General features: G+C 62.0%; 18 protein-coding genes. 12 read left to right on the top strand and 6 right to left on the bottom strand.

The window, feature by feature from the left end; genetic code table 11:
• The first annotated feature begins 261 nt into the window (after window positions 1-261).
• The 4 genes from BLS08_RS07455 (at window position 262) to BLS08_RS07445 (ending at window position 1,803) form a co-directional block, all read left to right on the top strand.
• Window positions 262-921: a hypothetical protein gene (locus BLS08_RS07455; protein WP_017677188.1), complete on the top strand. Its 660-nt coding sequence runs from the start codon at window positions 262-264 to the stop codon at window positions 919-921.
• Window positions 922-1,146: 225 nt separating this feature from the next.
• Window positions 1,147-1,260: a PA2485 family small membrane protein gene (locus BLS08_RS26685; protein WP_017677189.1), complete on the top strand. Its 114-nt coding sequence runs from the start codon at window positions 1,147-1,149 to the stop codon at window positions 1,258-1,260.
• A gap of 20 nt (window positions 1,261-1,280) precedes the next feature.
• Window positions 1,281-1,481, top strand: coding sequence for a type III secretion system co-regulatory protein PtrC (gene ptrC / locus BLS08_RS07450; protein ID WP_003461392.1), 201 nt, complete (start codon window positions 1,281-1,283; stop codon window positions 1,479-1,481).
• A 55-nt stretch (window positions 1,482-1,536) separates the two neighbouring features.
• Window positions 1,537-1,803: a PepSY domain-containing protein gene (locus BLS08_RS07445; RefSeq protein WP_017677190.1), complete on the top strand. Its 267-nt coding sequence runs from the start codon at window positions 1,537-1,539 to the stop codon at window positions 1,801-1,803.
• A gap of 162 nt (window positions 1,804-1,965) precedes the next feature.
• Here the strand turns inward: BLS08_RS07445 and BLS08_RS07440 are convergent, their stop codons facing one another.
• Window positions 1,966-4,110, bottom strand: coding sequence for a 3-hydroxyacyl-CoA dehydrogenase NAD-binding domain-containing protein (locus BLS08_RS07440; RefSeq protein WP_017677191.1), 2,145 nt, complete (start codon window positions 4,108-4,110; stop codon window positions 1,966-1,968).
• A gap of 90 nt (window positions 4,111-4,200) precedes the next feature.
• Window positions 4,201-5,406, bottom strand: coding sequence for an acetyl-CoA C-acetyltransferase (locus BLS08_RS07435; RefSeq protein WP_017677192.1), 1,206 nt, complete (start codon window positions 5,404-5,406; stop codon window positions 4,201-4,203).
• A 678-nt stretch (window positions 5,407-6,084) separates the two neighbouring features.
• Here BLS08_RS07435 and BLS08_RS07430 point away from each other — a divergent pair.
• Together BLS08_RS07430 and BLS08_RS07425 are read left to right on the top strand one after the other, a co-directional pair.
• Complete coding sequence (locus BLS08_RS07430; RefSeq protein WP_017677193.1) at window positions 6,085-6,444, top strand: rhodanese-like domain-containing protein; 360 nt, start codon at window positions 6,085-6,087, stop codon at window positions 6,442-6,444.
• Window positions 6,441-7,253, top strand: coding sequence for a cytochrome c (locus tag BLS08_RS07425; RefSeq protein WP_017677194.1), 813 nt, complete (start codon window positions 6,441-6,443; stop codon window positions 7,251-7,253). Before BLS08_RS07430 ends, BLS08_RS07425 begins: the two co-directional genes overlap by 4 nt.
• 99 nt (window positions 7,254-7,352) lie before the next feature.
• Here the strand turns inward: BLS08_RS07425 and BLS08_RS07420 are convergent, their stop codons facing one another.
• The 4 genes from BLS08_RS07420 to BLS08_RS07405 all read right to left on the bottom strand — a co-directional run bounded on the left by BLS08_RS07420 (window position 7,353) and on the right by BLS08_RS07405 (window position 11,570).
• The gene (locus BLS08_RS07420) at window positions 7,353-8,150 is read right to left on the bottom strand and encodes a transglutaminase family protein (RefSeq protein ID WP_017677195.1); all 798 of its coding nucleotides are present in this window, start codon (window positions 8,148-8,150) and stop codon (window positions 7,353-7,355) included.
• Window positions 8,147-9,097 carry an alpha-E domain-containing protein gene (locus BLS08_RS07415; RefSeq protein ID WP_017677196.1) on the bottom strand — a complete coding sequence of 317 codons (951 nt, stop codon included), beginning with the start codon at window positions 9,095-9,097 and terminating at the stop codon, window positions 8,147-8,149. The genes BLS08_RS07420 and BLS08_RS07415 overlap by 4 nt, the downstream gene beginning before the upstream one ends.
• 3 nt (window positions 9,098-9,100) lie before the next feature.
• Window positions 9,101-10,510 carry a circularly permuted type 2 ATP-grasp protein gene (locus BLS08_RS07410; RefSeq protein WP_017677197.1) on the bottom strand — a complete coding sequence of 470 codons (1,410 nt, stop codon included), beginning with the start codon at window positions 10,508-10,510 and terminating at the stop codon, window positions 9,101-9,103.
• 385 nt (window positions 10,511-10,895) lie between these two features.
• The gene (locus tag BLS08_RS07405; RefSeq protein ID WP_164092081.1) at window positions 10,896-11,570 is read right to left on the bottom strand and encodes an alpha/beta family hydrolase; all 675 of its coding nucleotides are present in this window, start codon (window positions 11,568-11,570) and stop codon (window positions 10,896-10,898) included.
• A 101-nt stretch (window positions 11,571-11,671) separates the two neighbouring features.
• On the opposite strand from BLS08_RS07405, the gene ccoN (BLS08_RS07400) reads away from it, so the two are divergent.
• The 6 genes from ccoN (BLS08_RS07400) to ccoO (BLS08_RS07375) all read left to right on the top strand — a co-directional run bounded on the left by ccoN (BLS08_RS07400) (window position 11,672) and on the right by ccoO (BLS08_RS07375) (window position 17,223).
• Entirely contained in the window at window positions 11,672-13,111 is a 1,440-nt protein-coding gene (ccoN, locus tag BLS08_RS07400) for a cytochrome-c oxidase, cbb3-type subunit I (RefSeq protein WP_017677199.1), read from the top strand.
• Window positions 13,111-13,719 carry a cytochrome-c oxidase, cbb3-type subunit II gene (gene ccoO, locus BLS08_RS07395; RefSeq protein WP_090336327.1) on the top strand — a complete coding sequence of 203 codons (609 nt, stop codon included), beginning with the start codon at window positions 13,111-13,113 and terminating at the stop codon, window positions 13,717-13,719. Before ccoN (BLS08_RS07400) ends, ccoO (BLS08_RS07395) begins: the two co-directional genes overlap by 1 nt.
• 5 nt (window positions 13,720-13,724) lie before the next feature.
• Window positions 13,725-13,904 (top strand): CcoQ/FixQ family Cbb3-type cytochrome c oxidase assembly chaperone, encoded by a 180-nt coding sequence (locus tag BLS08_RS07390; protein ID WP_017677201.1) that lies wholly within the window; start codon window positions 13,725-13,727, stop codon window positions 13,902-13,904.
• The gene (gene ccoP, locus BLS08_RS07385) at window positions 13,901-14,827 is read left to right on the top strand and encodes a cytochrome-c oxidase, cbb3-type subunit III (protein WP_017677202.1); all 927 of its coding nucleotides are present in this window, start codon (window positions 13,901-13,903) and stop codon (window positions 14,825-14,827) included. Before BLS08_RS07390 ends, ccoP begins: the two co-directional genes overlap by 4 nt.
• Before the next feature lie 345 nt (window positions 14,828-15,172).
• Window positions 15,173-16,615: a cytochrome-c oxidase, cbb3-type subunit I gene (gene ccoN / locus BLS08_RS07380; RefSeq protein ID WP_017677203.1), complete on the top strand. Its 1,443-nt coding sequence runs from the start codon at window positions 15,173-15,175 to the stop codon at window positions 16,613-16,615.
• Window positions 16,615-17,223 (top strand): cytochrome-c oxidase, cbb3-type subunit II, encoded by a 609-nt coding sequence (ccoO, locus tag BLS08_RS07375; protein ID WP_017677204.1) that lies wholly within the window; start codon window positions 16,615-16,617, stop codon window positions 17,221-17,223. The genes ccoN (BLS08_RS07380) and ccoO (BLS08_RS07375) overlap by 1 nt, the downstream gene beginning before the upstream one ends.
• Window positions 17,224-17,229 lie beyond the last annotated feature (6 nt).

The raw sequence follows: 17,229 nt of genomic DNA, 5'->3' as shown, positions 1-17,229 counted from the left end.
CATAGTCGTGGGCCTTCCCCCGGCTCGAGCACAAACCCTGTCCATCGCTCCATCGCCCCCCCGAATCTGGAAGATTCCTTGACTGCAAGAGATTGCGTCGGTGGTTTGCTATTGTCCAGATAAAAGAGGTTTTCTGCAGTTAATAATTACCAGAAAGTGATTAGCGATCAGTAACCACACACAAAACAAAGTCAGTGCCAATTAAATATGCTCTGACGCATGGTTATTTTTATTTATTTTTGCAGAGTCCGAGGTATTTACATGGACCTTTACACACTTCTAATTTCCGCTCTCCAAAACAAAGAAGCAATGGAACTATTACGTTTAGGGATCATTTATATACACCTCATCGCCTGCTGCGTTGCCATTGGTTTGATACTAACCAGCGATATCGCCATGATTAAGCAGCTGCTTAAAGGTGAAGGCGCAAAACAGTGTCGCGAACACCTGGCACATCTGAAAAGCGTGGTCGGCATCTCACTTATTGCCCTATGGATCAGTGGCATCGCCATCATTGCGCTAGACGCCTCCAGCGCCGGCATGCAGTACTTCATGAACCCCAAACTGCAAGCCAAGATCAGTATTGTCGTGCTATTGACCCTCAATGGTATGGTCTTGCACAACTCGATACTGCCAGCTCTGCAAAAAACCGGGTCTTTGCTCAAGCTGTCAGCGAACATGCGTCACCTGGCCATTTTTTCTGGCGCACTGTCCGGTGTTTCCTGGTTCTACGCGGCCCTTCTCGGCGTTGGCCGACCGCTGGCCTGGAAGTATTCACTGGTCGAACTAACAGTAGCCTATCCCCTTATGATTATCGGCGGAACTCTGGCTATGGTGGCACTCACCAACTGGTCGATGAACCGCAGCGAAAGGCATCATCATAACTGGATGCAGAGCAACTACGCTTTGGCTACTCGCTAAGACAAAACATGAACAGGGATGTTCATAAGCACCGCCCCCACAATAACTTAACCCTCATATAACCGCTCACCACGCAAACATTGGTTTTCCCGCCAAAGGCCGCCGCGTAGCGTCTTATCAGTACGCTCGATAGTCATCATAAATACCTTTCACTTCTGCGCCTCATGCATGTGCCGGATGATTTCGTCATCGGGCCCTGCCCACTTGCACAGAAGGAAATCGATCATGAGCATCTACGCCGCACTCGCCAGTTTCGCCGCCGCCTCCGCCTTCCAGACCGTCGTACCGGTTCGTCCCGAGCAGGCTGCCGCCGCAGCCCGCGACGCTCGTCCGCGCTGACACGACCCAGGAGAGCAGCCATGCATAGCCAACTCAGCCTGGACGCCTACGGCGTCACCTACGCTCACCTGCAAGATGGCAGCCTGCAATTCGAAACCGAAGCCGCTCTGCAGCTCGATGATGGCAGCATGCTGACCCTGCGCATGCCTACCCGGCACAGCGAGATGCTGGCGATCCACGAGGCCGTGTGCATTCGCCAGGGATGGTGCCAGGCGGCGTGAAGTCTCGATGGTCTAGACTCCTCCGGGTATCTTCAACGGAAAGAGGAACCAGACCATGCATACACGCAACCTGATCGCCCTGCTCGCAGGCAGTTTCCTGTTGGCTGGTAACGCCCTGGCGGATCGCCCCGGCAGTGACTGGATCAGCATCGAGGACGCCCTGAGCAAGGCCCGTGCAGCCGGTTATACCGAACTGCACAAGATCGAAGCCGACAATGATGGCTACTGGGAGGGCGAAGGTCTGAAACAGGATGGCCGCCTCTACGAGTTTCGCATCGACGGCAAGAGCGGCCAGGTGATCCGCGACCAGTTGGAAGACTGACTCACGCCACCGAGGAAACTCGCCCTGCCGGGCTTGTCCCAACCAGATAAAACGCCCACAGCTTTCTTTCGTGGCAGCCCCGCCCCGGGGCGAAGCTTTGCGAGCACCCGCCGCCCAGGTTCGCGGCGGGGCACCGCTCCTACAGGTTCGGCGCCCCTCCTGTTAAAACATCTCGCCCTTGGCCGCCTTCTCCAGCAACAGCGCTGGCGGCAGGAAACGCTCGCCGTACTGCTCGGCCAGGTACTGCGCACGCGCGACGAAATCCTTCACCCCGTACTGGTTGATGAACTGCAGCGCACCGCCAGTCCAGGCGGCGAAGCCGATGCCGAAGATCGAGCCGATATTGGCGTCGGCCACCGACTTGAGTACGCCCTCTTCCACGCAGCGCACCGTCTCGATGGCCTGGATGAACAGGATGCGGTCGCGCACGTCCTCCTGCGAAATCTGCGCATCGGCTTTCTCGAAGCGCGCCTTGAGCTCGGGCCACAGGTACTTCTTGCCACCCGCCGGGTAATCGTAGAAACCACTCCCGGCCGCCTTGCCCGGACGCTTGTACTCATTGAGCATCAGATCGATCACGGCAAAGGCCGGGTGCTCGGGGATGGATTTGCCCTCGGCCGCCAGATCCTTGATGGTCTGCTGGCGGATGTGATTCATCAGGCTCATCGATACTTCGTCGCTGATCGCCAGCGGGCCGACCGGCATGCCGGCCTTGCGCGCCTCGTTCTCGATCATCGCCGCGCTGACGCCTTCACCGAGCATGGCCAGGCCTTCGTTGGTGAAGGTGCCGAATACCCGCGAGGTGAAGAAGCCGCGGCTGTCGTTGACCACGATGGGGGTCTTCTTGATCTGCATGACGAAGTCGAAGCCACGCGCCAGCGTCTCGTCACTGGTCTTCTCACCACGGATGATCTCCACCAGCGGCATCTTGTCCACCGGGCTGAAGAAATGCAGGCCGATGAATTTCTCCGGTTTGGCCACGGCAGTCGCCAGGCCGGAGATCGGTAGCGTCGAGGTGTTGGAGGCGATGACCGCGTCGCTCAGCGCAGCGGCCTCGGCGGCAGCGGTGACCTTGCCCTTGAGCGCACGATCCTCGAACACGGCTTCGATGATCAGGTCGCAGCCGGCAAAATCCGCCTCGCTGTCGGTCGCTTTGATCAGCGCCAGGAAGGCTTCGCGCTGCTCGGCCGTCATGTGGCCCTTGCTCACTTTCTTGTCCAGCAGCTTGGCCGAGTAGCCCTTGCCCTTCTCCGCCGCGTCGAGGGACACATCCTTGAGTACCACTTCGATGCCGGCGGCCGCTGACACGTAGGCAATGCCGGCGCCCATCATGCCGGCACCGAGCACGCCGACCTTCTTGGTTACCGATTTTTCATAGCCCTGCGGGCGCGAGCCGCCGGCGTTGATCTCGTTCAGTTGGAACCAGAAGGTGCCGATCATGTTCTTCGCCACCTGACCGCAGGTCAGCTCGGTGAAGTAGCGCGCCTCGATGATCTGCGCGGTGTCGAAATCGACCTGCGCGCCTTCTACGGCCGCGCACATGATCTTCTCCGGCGCCGGGAAGCAGCCCTTGCTCTTGTCGCGCAGCACGCTCGGGGCGATGGCCAGCATCTGCGCCACGTTCGGCGAACTCGGCGTGCCGCCGGGAATCTTGTAGCCCTGCACGTCCCAAGGCTGCTTGGCAGCCGGGTTGGCGGCGATCCAGGCGCGGGCTTTGGCCAGCATCTCGTCACGGTCGCTGGCCAGATCGTGGATCAGGCCGGCCTTGAGCGCTGCGTCCGGGCGCACCTTCTTGCCTTCGGCCAGATACGGCAGGGCCTTTTCCAGGCCAAGCAGGCGCACCATGCGCACTACCCCACCGCCGCCCGGCAGCAGGCCGAGGGTGACTTCCGGCAGGCCGAGCTGGACGTGGCTCTGGTTCAGCGCGATGCGGTGGTGGCAGGCCAAGGCGATTTCCCAGCCGCCGCCCAGCGCTGCGCCGTTGATGGCGGCAACCACCGGCTTGCCGAGGGTTTCCAGGCGGCGCAGCTGGCCCTTGATCTTCAGAATCATCTCGTAGAAGCCCTGGGCCTCGGCCTGGGTTACCTTGATCAGTTCATTGAGGTCGCCGCCGGCGAAGAAGGTCTTCTTCGCCGAGGTGACGATCACCCCGGTGATCGAGTCCTTTTCGGCCTCCAGGCGGTCGACGATCTGGCCCATGGCCTCGCGGTAGACCGCGTTCATGGTATTAACGCTCTGGCCGGGCATGTCCATGGTCAGGACGACGATATTGTCCTGGCCTTTTTCGTAACGGATGGCGTCAGTCATTTTTGTATTCTCTTCCCAAAGCTGTGGGAGCTGCGTAGGGCGGGTGCAACCCGCCAGCACACGAATGGCGGGTTGCGCCCGCCCTACCGATCAGATTCGTTCGATGATGGTGGCGATGCCCATGCCGCCGCCCACGCAGAGGGTGGCAAGGCCGTAGCGCAACTGGCGCTTCTCCAGTTCATCGAGCAGTGTGCCGAGGATCGCGCAGCCGGTGGCGCCCAGCGGGTGGCCCATGGCGATGGAACCGCCGTTGACGTTGACCTTGTCCTCGCTCACGCCCATGTCCTTCATGAACTTCATGACAACGGAGGCAAAAGCCTCGTTGACCTCGAACAGGTCGATGTCGTCGATGGACAGTCCCGCCTTGGCCAGCGCCTTGCGCGTGGCCGGCGCCGGGCCGGTGAGCATGATGGTCGGGGCGGTGCTGGTCACCGCCGTGGCGACGATCCGCGCGCGCGGCTTCAGGCCCAGTTCCTTGCCCTTGGCCGCCGAGCCGATCAGCATCAGCGCCGCGCCGTCGACGATGCCGGAGCTGTTGCCCGGCGTATGCACGTGCTCGATGCGCTCGACATGGCTGTAGACACGCAGCGCGGTGGAGTCGAAGCCCATCTGCCCCATCATCTCGAAGCTCGGCTTGAGCTTGCCGAGGCCTTCCAGAGTCGAATCGCCACGGATGAATTCGTCATGGTCGAGCAGCACGATGCCATTCTGGTCGATCACCGGCACCAGCGACCTGGCGAACGAGCCATCGGCGCTGGCGCGCGCCGCCTTCTGCTGCGAGCGCAGGGCGAAGGCATCGACATCGGCGCGGCTGAAACCCTCCAGGGTGGCGATCAGGTCGGCACCGATACCCTGCGGGACGAAATTGCTGTGGATGTTGGTTTCCGGGTCCATCACCCAGGCGCCGCCGTCCGAGCCCATGGGCACGCGCGACATGGACTCCACGCCACCGACCACCACCAGGTCCTCGAAGCCGGAGCGTACCTTCATCGCGCCCATGTTCACCGCCTCCAGGCCCGAGGCACAGAAGCGGTTGAGCTGCACGCCGGCGACGCTGACGTCCCAGTCCGCGACCATGGCGGCGGTCTTGGCGATGTCGGCACCCTGATCGCCCACGGGCGTCACGCAGCCCAGCACGATGTCGTCGACCTGGCTGGTATCCAGATCGTTGCGCGTTTGCAGGGCATTGAGCAGGCCGGCAATCAGCTGAACCGGCTTGACGCTGTACAGCGCGCCGTCCTTCTTGCCCTTGCCACGCGGTGTGCGCAGCGCATCGAAAATATATGCTTCGGTCATGGCGTCCTCGGAGACTGATACGGCGCTGGCGGAACATCACAGACCGGCCGCGCCTGTTCTTATTGAGCCTGACTACCATAGCGCTGGCACATCAGCGCTCAATGACCTAAGCGCTCAGCACCATTGACCGCTGAGCTCAGACGAATGGTCGCTTGCTCGAACTGACAGCTGCAAGGGCGAGCAAGCTGTCTGCTTCAAGGCCTGCATTGTTCTGGAGGATGTCGCACATAGCCCCAGCTTCCTAACAGCACTTCGTTAGCAACCAAACCATCTAAGGAAACTGTGACGCCAGCCCTAGAGTTACTTCTACGCCCGTATAGAAAAACGGGTGCAGGGAACCGTCGCCGGGTCATGCCGGGGCGGGCAATCAAAGCAACGCCCAGGTGTGACGCAGCAGCCTGCCGCATGGTGATGCAGGCTCCCGGTGCCACCCCCATAACAACAAAAGGCATGCAGCCATGTTCAAACAGCCGAAATATCGCCAAGCTGGCGTAATACTTTTCGCCACGGCAATCATCCTGATCCTTCCCAATCTGACCCGTCTGGTCAGCTGACTTTATACTTCCCCGCTGCTGCGCCGACGCCGTAGTGCGCTCAGTGCAGGGCGGGCGCTTGCTTGTGGACGGCGTGCTGACTTCGGGCAAAGATAGGCAAAAGCCCCCTGCCCTGGAGCCGGACATGCGTTTTCTCATTTTGTTGAGCAGCCTGCTCACCTTTCTTGGCGCCCAGGCTGAAGAAATCGATCAAGCCGCCGCTCTGGCCACCCTGCAACGGGCCGACAGCCTGCTTATCGACGTACGCAGCAGCGAAGAATTTTCCGCTGGCGCCCTGCCTGGCGCCATTCGCATCGGTCATGACGAGATCGCTGCGCAGATCGCCAGCATCGCACCGGACAAGGACCGGCCTCTGGTGCTCTATTGCCGCAGCGGTCGCCGCTCGGGACTGGCCAAGCAAAGCCTGGAGAACCTGGGTTACCGCCAGGTGATCAATGCCGGCGCTTATGACGATCTGCTACCTCTGCTGGAGGCCGAGGAGTGAGGGCTCTGCTACTTGCACTGTTGGTTCTGGGCGGCACAGCGCAGGCGGCGCAGCTTGAGATACATCTGAGCGGCGGACAACGCAGCTGGAGCAGCAGCGAGTTGCTCGGCCATCCGCAAGCACGTGATATCGAGATAGACGACGACGTGAGTTACAAGCGGCCCATGCGTTACCGAGCGGTGCCCATAAGCGCCCTGCTGGACGGCGTAACTGCTGGCGACCACCTACAGGCCGTGGCCCTCGACGGCTTTGCTGCCGAGCTACCGGCCGCCACCCTGCTGGCGCGCGAGGGTGCCAAGGCGTGGCTGGCCATCGAGGATCCACAACGCCCCTGGCCACCGCTGGCCAAGGATAAGCCCAGCGCCGGTCCCTTCTATCTGGTCTGGACCGATCCGGCCGCCAGCCAGATCGGCCCGGAGCAGTGGCCCTTCCAGGTCGCCCGGATTCGCCAGCTCGCCACTGTTGAACAACGCTTCCCTGCCTTGCTGCCGGCAGTGGATGCCAGCACCGAAATCCGTGCCGGCTTCACCGCGTATCAGAAGAACTGCATGGCCTGCCACCGACTCAATGGCGCTGGCGACTCCGAGTTCGGCCCGGACCTGAACATTCCGCACAGCCCGACCGAATATTTCACCGGCGACTTCCTGCGCCAGTACATCCGTGACCCACAAAGCCTGCGACGTTGGCCGCAGGGGCGCATGCCGGGGTTCAGCGAACAGGTACTAGCACCTGCCGAACTGGAACGACTGATCGCCTACCTGCAGCACATGAGCCAGCGCAAGAACGCCCCGAAACCTGACAACACCTAGCCTGTAGGAACGATTCAGGTAGGGTGCGCCATGCGCACAGGCGTTTTGACCAGGCGCCTGGTGCGCAAATGGCGCACCCGACACGCGCCTATCGGTACATCACTGCTGACGCACCTGCAGCAGCGGCGCCACCTGTACCTGCGCGTGCATCTGCTCGCAACCACCGCCTCGGCGCATGCCACGCACCGGGCAGGCATCGAGGTAGTCCAGGCCGACTGCCAGCTTCAGATGTCGTTCCGGGCGTGCCAGGCAGTTGGTCACATCGAAGCTGTACCAGGCGTCGTCCAGCCAGGCTTCGGCCCAGGCATGGCTGGCCAGGTGCTCGGCGTCGTCGGTGTAGAGATAACCAGACACGTAGCGCGCCGGCACGCCGAGGCTGCGCGCGCAGGCGAGGAAAGTATGAGTGTGATCCTGGCAGACGCCACGGCGACCGGCGAAGGCCTCGGCGGCACTGGTGTCCACCTCGGTGATGCCTGGCTGGTAGGCGATATGAGCATTGAGCGCATGCATCAGGTCGATCAGGCCGTTGCGATCCGCGCGAGCCTTGCTCTGCTGCGCGGCGAATTCGCGGATGGCGTCGTCGGCCTGGGTCAGGCGAGTAAAACGCAGGAACGGTAACGCCGACTGGCGCTCGTGCTCGGCCTCGCAGCTTTCGTCGATCTCCACCTGGCCGCGGGCACCGATGACGATGGACTCGTGGGGCTCGTCCAGGGTCAGCACATGCAGAATGTTGCCGTAGGGGTCGAGCTGGGCATGCACCGGGCGCGGCAGGTCGAGCTGCCAGCTGAGCACCTGCTGGCGCTCGCTGTCGTGTGGGGTCAGGCGCAGGTACTGGATGCTGGCGCGTACCTGATCATCGTAACGATAGGTGGTGTCATGGCTGATCGAGAGTCTCATGCGACCTCCAGGTAGGACGTATGGATGGTGTTGCCCAACTGGCGTACCAGCAGGATGAAGTCGGTGAGCCAGGCGTGCAGGCCTTCGTCGAGCACTTCATCGATACTGGTGTAGCGCAGCCGCGCATCCAGTTCGGCGGCCAGGCGCTGTGCCGGGCGACCGTTCTCTCCGGGTAGACCGGAAAGCATCAGGTTGAGTTCTTCCATGCAGGCACGCAGCGAGCGCGGTACGTCCGGACGTAGCAACAGCAGTTCGGCGACCTTGCGCGTGCGTGGCGAGCCGCGGTAGCTCTCGGCGAAGGCCTCGAACGAGGACAACGCACGCAGCAGCGCACTCCATTGGTAATAGCTGCGTGCAGTGCGCTCCTCCAGCTCGTCGATCTCCTCGCCAAGCATTTCGTAGCGCGCATCGAGCAGGCGCAGGGTGTTGTCGGCACGCTCGATGAAGGTGCCCAGGCGGATGAAGCGATAGGCCTCACCACGCATGATGGTGCCGAAGGTGGCACCACGGAACAGGTGCGAGCGCTCCTTGACCCACTCGCAGAAGCGGCTGATGCCGTAGCGGCCCAGGCCCTGCTCGGCAATGCCGCGCATCTCCAGCCAGGTGGCGTTGATGTTTTCCCACATGTCCGCGGTGATCCGCCCGCGCACCGCATGCGCGTTGCTGCGCGCAGCTTGCAGGCAGCAGTAGATGCTGCCGGGGTTGCTCGCATCGAGAGCGAAGAAGTGCAGCATGCGCTCGCCGTGCAGCGGACCGTGGCGCTCCAGGTAGTCGTCCAGGGTGCCGGTGATCAGCAGCGGCATAGCCAACTCATCTAGGCCATCGCCACGGCCGTCCTGCGGCATCAGTGACAGCGAATAGCTGACGTCGAGCATGCGCGCCAGGTTCTCGGCACGCTCCAGGTAGCGCGACATCCAGTACAGATCGGAGGCAGTTCTCGAAAGCATGGGTCAGTCCTCCACCACCCAGGTGTCCTTGGTACCGCCGCCTTGCGACGAATTGACCACCAGCGAGCCTTCGCGCAGTGCCACGCGCGTCAGGCCGCCGGGCACCAGGCGGGTTTCGCGACCGGTCAGGACGAACGGGCGCAGGTCGATATGGCGCGGGGCGATGCCGCGTTCGACGAAGGTCGGACAGGTCGACAGGCACAGCGTCGGCTGGGCGATATAGGCCTCCGGTTTGGCCATCAACCGCGCGCGGAAGTTCTCGATCTCGGCCTTGCTCGCCGCCGGGCCGACCAGCATGCCGTAGCCGCCCGAGCCTTGAGTCTCCTTGACCACCAGTTCGGACAGGTTGGCCAGCACGTGGGACAGCTCCTCCGGCTTGCGACACTGCCAGGTGGGTACGTTCTTGAGGATCGGCTCTTCGTCCAGATAGAAGCGGATCATGTCGCCGACATAGGGGTAGATCGACTTGTCGTCGGCCACGCCAGTGCCGATGGCGTTGGCCAGCACCACGTTGCGTGAGCGATAGGCCGACAGCAGCCCCGCGACGCCGAGCATCGAATCAGGATTGAAAGCCAGTGGATCGAGGAAGGCGTCATCGAGGCGGCGATAGATCACGTCCACCTGCCGCGCGCCGGCGGTGGTGCGCATGTAAACCTTGTCGTCACGCACGAACAGGTCAGCGCCTTCCACCAGCTCCACGCCCATCTCGCGGGCAAGGAAGGCGTGTTCGAAGTAGGCGCTGTTGAAGCGGCCCGGCGTCAGCACCACCACCGTGGGGTTGTCCAGCGGGCTGGAACTCTTCAGCGCATCGAGCAGCAGGTTCGGGTAGTGGTCCACCGGCGCCACGCGCTGAGCGGCGAACAGCTCGGGGAACAGGCGCATCATCATCTTGCGGTCTTCGAGCATGTAGCTCACGCCGCTGGGGGTGCGCAGGTTGTCTTCCAGTACGTAGTAGCTGCCGTCGCCGTCACGTACCAGGTCGACCCCAGCGATGTGCGCGTAGATGTCGCGGTGCAGGTCGAGGCCCTGCATGGCCATCTGGTAGCCCTCGTTGGCCAGCACCTGCTCAGCCGGGATGATCCCCGCCTTGATGATGCGCTGGTCATGGTAAAGATCGGCGAGGAACAGGTTGAGCGCCTGTACGCGCTGGATACAGCCGCGTTCGACGACGCGCCATTCGCTGGCAGGGATGGAGCGGGGAATGATGTCGAAGGGGATCAGGCGCTCGGTGCCCTGATCATCCCCATAGAGGGTGAAGGTGATACCGGCACGGTGGAACAGAAGGTCGGCTTCTCGTCGGCGCTGGGCCAGCAGATCATCCGGCGTGTCTGCCAACCAGCGGGCAAATTCGCAGTAGTGCGGGCGGACAGCGCCGCTCGCGTCGTACATCTCATCATAAAAGGTGCGGGCCATGCCGTACTCCTTGTCACCCGGACTTGCAGCATCCTCTGCAAGGCCCGAGCCAGCGAAATTAATCCTTTAATTTCAAATAGATACCAACAACACCCAAACAAAAAGCACCGAAATGGTGCAACGCAATGTTTCCGTCATGAGACGCCGCCCCATTGCGTGGCACAGCAAGAATTCACTGGCCATCGCAGCGCGCGGTGAAGGCAAAAAGCCTGCAGCCCCGCCCTGCAGTGGCCCCGGACACTTAGCTGTCACATTGCGTGACCGACCGGTCAAGCGCAACCGCTTTTGCACCGACTACACGACGAACAAGTGTCGGAATGAACGTGCGTAGCCCGAATGAAATCCGGATCAAGAGAAGCAGCGGTCAAGCGGACGAAGCTCTTCCTCAGCCCGCACCAAGATAAGCCGCGATCGCCCCGACTGCCGTCTGGAGATGCTGCTGATGGCTGAAGCCTGATGCCTTCAATGGCTTTAAGTCATGATCGGCAGCCTGCAGCCAGTGCAACTCGATGGCCGCTGAAAGCTCGTAACCCGCCACGGTTTCCCTATTGCCCAATGCATCGCGCTCCCCCTGGATGATCAGCGTCGGCGTACGCAGCTCGGCGAGATGGGCCACTCGCGGTTTTTCCGGCTTGCCGGCGGCATAGAAGGGATAGCCGAGACAAACAAGGGCTGAGGCGCCGAACTCGTCAGCCAGCAGACTGGCCATGCGCCCGCCCATGGACTTGCCACCGATGGCCACGGGCCCTGCGACCCGTTGGCGCACCTGGGCATATACCTCGCGCCATTGCTGCAGCAGTTGCGCCTGCGGATTGGGCGGGCGCTTGCGCCCGTCCACCCGTCGCTGCGCCATATAGGCGAACTCGAAGCGCACCACACGCACGCCCCGCGCCGCCAAACCCTGAGCCATGGTCTGCATGAACGGACTGTCCATCGGCGCGCCCGCGCCATGGGCGAGGATCAGCGTGCTCGATGCCGCCTGCGGCGGTTCGTCCCACAGCCAGGGTAGTCCCTGCTCACATTGACCGGCGTCAATAAACCCAGATGGCCCTTTGCTCATGCTTGCCTCGCGTCGATATCCGTGGTGTCCGTGGCTTGCTCATGCCTGCGTCCACCACGGTTATCGGCCGCTCTGCCATAACCGTGGATGGAAGCCCAGACATGAACACAACAACCCGTTCCGCCTACAACTACAGGGTGGTTCGCCAGTTCGCCATTATGACGGTGGTTTGGGGCATCGTCGGCATGGGACTCGGCGTATTCATCGCTGCCCAGCTGGCCTGGCCCGAACTGAACCTGAACCTACCGTGGACCAGCTTCGGCCGTCTGCGTCCGCTGCATACCAATGCGGTGATCTTCGCCTTCGGTGGCTGCGCCCTGTTCGCCACCAGCTACTACGCGGTGCAACGCACCAGTCAGACCACGCTGTTCGCGCCCAAGTTGGCTGCCTTCACCTTCTGGGGCTGGCAACTGGTGATCCTGCTCGCGGCCATCACCCTGCCCCTGGGCTGGACCAGCTCCAAGGAATACGCCGAACTGGAATGGCCGATCGACATCCTGATCACCATCGTCTGGGTGTCCTACGCCATCGTCTTCTTCGGTACGGTGATGCAGCGCAAGGTCAGCCACATCTACGTGGGTAACTGGTTCTTCGGCGGGTTCATCCTCACCGTGGCCATACTGCACGTGGTCAACAACCTGGAAATTCCGGTCACCCTGACCAAGTCCTACTCGCTGTATGCCGGTGCCACAGACGCCATGATCCAGTGGTGGTACGGGCACAACGCCGTGGGCTTCTTCCTCACCGCTGGCTTTCTGGGGATGATGTATTACTTCGTGCCCAAGCAGGCCGGTCGCCCGGTCTACTCCTACCGCCTGTCCATCGTCCACTTCTGGGCGCTGATCGCGGTATATATCTGGGCCGGCCCGCACCACTTGCATTACACCGCGCTGCCGGACTGGGCGCAGAGCCTGGGCATGGTGATGTCGCTGATCCTCCTGGCACCCAGCTGGGGCGGCATGATCAACGGCATGATGACCCTCTCCGGTGCCTGGCACAAACTGCGTACCGACCCGATCCTGCGCTTTCTGGTGGTGTCCCTGGCTTTCTACGGCATGAGCACCTTCGAAGGCCCGATGATGGCCATCAAGACCGTCAACGCCCTGTCCCACTACACCGACTGGACCATCGGCCATGTGCACGCCGGCGCCCTCGGCTGGGTCGCCATGGTGTCGATCGGCTCGCTCTATCACCTGATTCCCAAGGTGTTCGGCCGCGAGCAGATGCACAGCCTGGGTCTGATCAACAGCCACTTCTGGCTGGCCACCATCGGCACCGTGCTGTACATCGCCTCGATGTGGGTCAACGGCATCACTCAGGGCCTGATGTGGCGCGCGGTGAACGAGGACGGCACCCTCACCTACTCCTTCGTCGAAGCGCTGGAAGCCAGCCATGTCGGCTTCGTGGTGCGGGTGATCGGCGGCGCCATCTTCTTCGCCGGCATGCTGCTGATGGCCTGGAACGTCTGGCTGACCGTACGCAGCGCGAAATCCACCGAGATGGAAGCCGCTGCGCAGTTCTCGGTAGAAGGAGCCCACTGATGAAACACGAGATTCTCGAGAAGAACATCGGCCTGATGGCCCTGGTGATGATCCTGGCGGTCAGCATCGGCGGTCTGACCCAGATCGTCCCGCTGTTCTTCCAGGACGTCACCAACGAACCGGTCGATGGCCTCAAGCCCTATACCGCGCTGCAACTGGAAGGTCGCGACATCTACATCCGTGAAGGCTGCGTCGGCTGCCACTCGCAGATGATCAGACCGTTCCGCGCCGAAACCGAACGCTATGGCCACTACTCCGTCGCTGGTGAAAGCGTCTGGGATCACCCGTTCCTGTGGGGCTCCAAGCGTACCGGCCCGGACCTGGCTCGCGTCGGCGGCCGCTACTCGGACGAGTGGCATCGCGCCCACCTGTACAACCCGCGCAACGTCGTACCGGAATCGATCATGCCCGCCTACCCCTGGCTGGTGGAGCACCCCCTCGACGGCAAGGACACCGCCAAGAAGATGAGTGCCCTGCGCACCCTCGGCGTGCCCTATAGCGAAGAGGACATCGCCGGTGCCAGTGACGCGGTCAAGGGCAAGAGCGAGATGGATGCTCTGGTCGCCTACCTGCAGGTGCTTGGCACCGCCGTGAAGAACAAGAGGTGAGTGCCATGTTCGAGCTTATCGATATCGGCACCCTGCGCGGCCTAGGCACTGCGCTGGTTTTGATCGCCTTCACCGCCGTCACCCTCTGGGCCTACAGCGGCAAACGCCGCGATGCCTTCGCCGAAGCGGCCAACCTGCCGTTCGCCGATGAGCCCAAGCCCGCCGTTTCGAGGACCCAAGCATGACCACCTTCTGGAGCTGGTACATCACCCTGCTGACCGTCGGTTCGCTGGTCGCGCTGTTCTGGCTGATCTTCGCCACCCGCAAGAGCGAAGTGCACAAGAACCCGACCGAGCAGACCATGGGCCACGCCTTCGATGGCATCGAGGAATATGACAACCCACTGCCCAAGTGGTGGTTCATGCTGTTCCTCGGCACCCTGGTGTTTTCTGTTGGCTACCTGCTGCTCTACCCGGGCCTGGGCAACTTCAAGGGCCTGCTGCCGGGCTACGAGAATGGCTGGACCCAGGTCAACCAGTGGCAGCGCGAGATGGACCGTGCCGATGAGCTGTACGGCCCGATCTTCGCCAAATACGCCGCCATGCCGATCGAGGAAGTGGCCAAGGACGAACGCGCGCTGAAGATGGGCGGACGCCTGTTCGCCTCAAACTGCTCGGTCTGCCATGGCTCCGACGCCAAGGGCAGCTACGGCTTCCCCAACCTGACGGACAACAGCTGGCGCTGGGGTGGCGAGCCGGAGACCATCAAGACCTCCATCATGCATGGCCGCGTCGGCGTGATGCCTGCACAAGGCCCGATGATCGGCGAAGATGGTGTGCGTAACGTCGCTGCCTACGTCCTCACCGAACTGGGCGGTCGCGACCTTCCGGAAGATGCGCAGGCCGACGTCGCCGCCGGCAAGCAGATCTTCGCCACCCTCTGCTCCGCCTGCCATACCCCTGCCGGCACCGGCATGGCAGTGATGGGCGCGCCGGACCTGACCCAGCCCAGCGCCTTTATCTACGGCAGCAGCTTCGCCCAACTGCAGCAGACCATTCGCTATGGTCGCAGCGGCAACATGCCGGCGCAGGGTGACTTCCTTGGTAACGACAAGGCTCACCTGCTGGCTGCCTACGTGCTCAAGCTGAGCCAGGGCGAAAACAAGTAACCCCCCTGCTTTACCGGCGACCGAATCACGGTCGCCGGCCCCTCCTTATATGTGTGCGACCCAGTGTCGCACCTGCCGACCAATAGCCCTGCAATTTCCTTGAACTGGGCTAAGCTGCCTTTCAGTCGCCATCCGTCACAACTCTAAGGCGATCCTTTCTTAGCGCTGCGCAAACTGGTTGCGCAAAAGCTGCCAGAGCTGTTTCCGAGGCCGTTGCGAACGGCTCGCGGAAGGCCCTGAAACCCTATTCGCGTCGGCACGTTGCGTTGCAATGGCTACCTGCTTTCTCCATACTTGCCGCCGATTTTTGCCCCATAAAACTCCATTAACCGTGGAACCCCTAGCATGAGCACAGCAATCAGTCAGACTGCTTATAACTATAAGGTGGTCCGCCAGTTCGCCATTATGACGGTGATCTGGGGGGTCATTGGCATGGGTCTAGGCGTGTTCATCGCCGCACAACTCGTGTGGCCGGAACTCAACCTAAACCTGCCGTGGACCAGCTTCGGCCGTCTGCGCCCGCTGCACACCAACGCGGTGATCTTCGCCTTTGGCGGATGCGCCCTGTTTGCGACCTCGTATTACGTGGTCCAGCGCACCTGTCAGACGCGTCTGATCTCCGACGGCCTGGCTGCCTTCACCTTCTGGGGCTGGCAAGCGGTGATCGTGCTCGCCGTGATCACCCTGCCGATGGGCTACACCAGCTCCAAGGAATACGCCGAGCTCGAGTGGCCGGTCGACGTCCTCCTGGGGATCGTCTGGATCACCTACCTGCTGGTGTTCTTCGGCACCATCGTCAAGCGCAAGACCAAGCACATCTATGTGGGCAACTGGTTCTTCGGTGCGTTCATCCTCGTGACCGCGATGCTGCACATCGTCAACAGCGCCGCCATGCCGGTAAGCCTGTTCAAGTCGTACTCGGCCTATGCCGGCGCGACCGACGCAATGATCCAGTGGTGGTACGGCCATAACGCCGTGGGCTTCTTCCTGACCACCGGCTTCCTGGGCATGATGTACTACTTCGTACCCAAGCAGGCCGAGCGTCCGATCTATTCGTATCGCCTGTCCATCGTGCACTTCTGGGCGCTGATCACCCTGTACATCTGGGCCGGTCCGCACCACCTGCACTACACCGCCCTGCCGGACTGGGCACAGTCCCTGGGCATGGCCATGTCGGTCATCCTGCTGGCACCGAGCTGGGGCGGCATGATCAACGGCATGATGAGCCTGTCCGGCGCCTGGCATAAGCTGCGCACCGACCCGATCCTGCGGTTCCTGGTGGTGTCCCTGGCGTTCTACGGCATGTCGACCTTCGAAGGTCCGATGATGGCCATCAAGACCGTCAACGCCCTGTCCCACTACACCGACTGGACCATCGGCCACGTGCACGCTGGTGCTCTCGGCTGGGTAGCGATGATCTCCATCGGCTCGCTGTATCACCTGATCCCGAAAGTCTTCGGTCGCGAGCAGATGCACAGCATCGCCCTGATCAACACCCACTTCTGGCTGGCCACCATCGGCACCGTGCTGTACATCGCCTCGATGTGGGTCAACGGCATCACTCAGGGTCTGATGTGGCGCGCAGTCAACGAAGACGGCACCCTCACCTACTCCTTCGTCGAAGCGCTGGAAGCCAGCCATGCGGGCTATGTCGTACGCATGATCGGCGGCGCCTTCTTCGTCGCAGGCATGCTGCTGATGGCCTACAACACCTTCCGCACCGTGCGTGCCGCCAAGCCGGCTGAATACGAAGCGGCTGCGCAGATTCCCGCCGGAGTAGCTCACTGATGAAACACGAAATCATCGAGAAGAATATCGGCCTGATGGCGCTGCTGATGGTGATTGCCGTCAGCATCGGTGGCCTGACCCAGATCGTCCCGCTGTTCTTCCAGGACGTCACCAACGAGCCGGTGGAAGGCCTCAAGCCCTACACCGCGATGCAACTGGAAGGTCGCGACATCTACATCCGTGAAGGCTGCGTCGGCTGCCACTCGCAGATGATCCGTCCGTTCCGCGCCGAGACCGAGCGTTACGGCCACTACTCCGTCGCTGGTGAAAGCGTCTGGGATCACCCCTTCCTGTGGGGCTCCAAGCGCACCGGCCCGGACCTGGCTCGCGTCGGCGGTCGTTACTCGGACGAGTGGCATCGCGCCCACCTGTACAACCCACGCAACGTCGTGCCTGAGTCGAAGATGCCTGCTTACCCATGGCTGGTGGAGAACAAGCTCGACGGTCGCGACACCGCCAAGAAGATGGAAGTCATGCGCGGCTTCGGCATTCCCTACACCGACGAAGATATCGCCGGTGCTCGTGATGCTGTGAAAGGCAATACCGAGATGGACGCGCTGATCGCGTACCTGCAGGTTCTCGGCACTTCCATCAAGAACAAACGGTAAGACGCT

This window comes from Ectopseudomonas chengduensis, from assembly GCF_900102635.1.
Classification (GTDB): domain Bacteria; phylum Pseudomonadota; class Gammaproteobacteria; order Pseudomonadales; family Pseudomonadaceae; genus Aquipseudomonas; species Aquipseudomonas chengduensis.
The sequence above is the reverse complement of the archived record's forward strand: the minus strand, read 5'-3'. Positions and strand labels throughout refer to the sequence as shown.